Raw genomic sequence first — 1,889 nt, 5'->3', positions numbered from 1 at the left:
CCAGCGCCTCGGCGGCGGCCTGCATCACCGGCCAGTCGCTGTCGCTGCCCATGATCACCGCCACCCGCGGCGCGCCGCCGGGGTTCACCGCGTCAGCCATATCTCCACCCACTCACCTATCCCCATTCCGCGTGCGACAACCAGTGTGCCGCGCGTTCGGCGCGTTCCCGCACCGACTGCATGTCGTCGCCCAGGACGTTGACGTGTCCGATCTTGCGGCCCGGACGTTCCTGCTTGCCGTACAGATGCACGTGCGCGTCGGGAATGCGGCCGAACAGATGGTGGACCCGTTCATCCATGCCCATCGCCGGAGGGTTCTCGGCGCCGAGCACGTTGGCCATCACCGTCACCGGAGCCAGCGACCGGGTGTCGCCCAACGGATAGTCCAGCACCGCTCGCAGATGCTGCTCGAATTGGCTTGTCACCGAACCATTCTGGGTCCAGTGCCCGGAGTTGTGCGGCCGCATGGCCAGTTCGTTGACCACCAGCGCACCAAGGTCGGTCTCGAACAATTCGACGGCCAGCACCCCGACCACGCCCAGTTCGTGAGCGATCCGCAAGCCGAGTTGCTCGGCCTGTGCGGCCACGTCCTCGGACAGACCGGGGGCCGGGGCCAGCACCGTGACGCAGATCCCCTGCCGCTGAACGGTTTCCACCACCGGCCAGGCGGCCCCCTGTCCGTACGGCGAGCGGGCCACCAGCACCGCCAGTTCGCGGCGCATCGCCACCCGCTCCTCCAGCAGAACCGGCACACCGGCGGCGAGGTATCCGGCCACCGCCTCCCGGGCCTGCGCGAGGTCGTCGGCCAGCACCACCCCGCGCCCGTCGTAGCCGCCGCGGACCGTCTTGACCACCACTCCGGCCGTCGGGGGGCCGCCCACCTCGGCGGCGAAGGCGTCGACGTCGTCGACGTCGGTCACCTCACGAAACCGCGGCACCGGCGCACCGAGCCCGGACAACCGCCGCCGCATCAGCAGCTTGTCCTGGGCGTACACCAGCGCCTCCGGTGGCGGCAGCACCGTCACACCCTCGGCGACCAGGGTGTGCAGCAGATCACCGGGAACGTGCTCATGGTCGAAGGTCAGCGCGGTGGCCCCTTGCGCGGCGCGGCGCAGCGCCTCGAGGTCGGTGTGCGAGCCGACGACGACGTCCGGGCTGACCTGGGCGGCCGGGTCATCGGGACTCACCGCCAGCACCCGCAGGGTCTGCCCGAGCGGGATAGCCGCCTGATGGGTCATCCTGGCCAGCTGGCCGCCTCCCACCATGGCCACCAGAGGTCTGGCGCCGCCCACTGATCCACTCGGCATCGGATCATCGTGGCACGTCGTCGCCCGGCCCGTTCGCCGAGGCGGTTGACCTGCGAAGCTACTGCCAACCCGGTGATCGTCCGTAGAATTCGCCGTTATGTCCTTCGCAGACGCCACGATCGCCCGGTTGCCCGGTCCGATCCGGCCCATCGCCGAGCGGCATCACGAGCTGATCAAGTTCGCGATCGTGGGCGCCACCACGTTCGTCATCGACTCTGCGATTTTCTTCACCCTGAAACTCACCATCCTCGAACCCAAGCCGGTCACCGCCAAGGTGATCGCCGGTGTGGTCGCGGTGATCGCGTCCTACATCCTCAACCGGGAGTGGAGCTTCCGGGACCGCGGCGGCCGGGAGCGCCACCACGAGGCTTTGTTGTTCTTCGGGGTCAGCGCAGTCGGAGTGGTGCTGAGCATGGCGCCGCTGTGGGTCTCCCGTTATGTGCTGCATCTGCAGACGCCGCACGTGTCGCTGGCAGTGGAGAACATCTCCGACTTCCTGGCGGCCTACCTCATCGGCAACCTGATGCAGATGGCGTTCCGGTTCTGGGCGTTCCGGCGCTGGGTGTTCCCCGACCAGTTGGG

General features: G+C 68.7%; 2 protein-coding genes and 1 pseudogene. 1 reads left to right on the top strand and 2 read right to left on the bottom strand.

The window, feature by feature from the left end; genetic code table 11:
• A pseudogene (locus tag ADBZ5U_RS16100) lies at positions 1-100 on the bottom strand (5-(carboxyamino)imidazole ribonucleotide mutase); the annotation flags it as partial.
• Between the two features lie 16 nt (positions 101-116).
• A complete protein-coding gene (locus ADBZ5U_RS16095; protein WP_526811877.1) occupies positions 117-1,307 on the bottom strand; it encodes a 5-(carboxyamino)imidazole ribonucleotide synthase in 1,191 nt (396 codons plus the stop codon).
• Between the two features lie 97 nt (positions 1,308-1,404).
• Here ADBZ5U_RS16095 and ADBZ5U_RS16090 point away from each other — a divergent pair.
• On the top strand, positions 1,405-1,889 hold a 485-nt coding region (locus ADBZ5U_RS16090), incomplete at its 3' end, for a GtrA family protein (protein WP_526811875.1).

The organism is Mycobacterium sp. (genome assembly GCF_040398885.1).
Classification (GTDB): Bacteria; Actinomycetota; Actinomycetes; order Mycobacteriales; family Mycobacteriaceae; genus Mycobacterium.
This window is presented reverse-complemented; position numbering and strand designations above follow the sequence as displayed.

Bases quoted from the DNA above. Each gene is read 5' to 3' on its own strand.
- ADBZ5U_RS16095 (WP_526811877.1), bottom strand. From the start codon at position 1,307: ATGCCGAGTGGATCAGTGGGCGGCGCCAGACCTCTGGTGGCCATGGTG.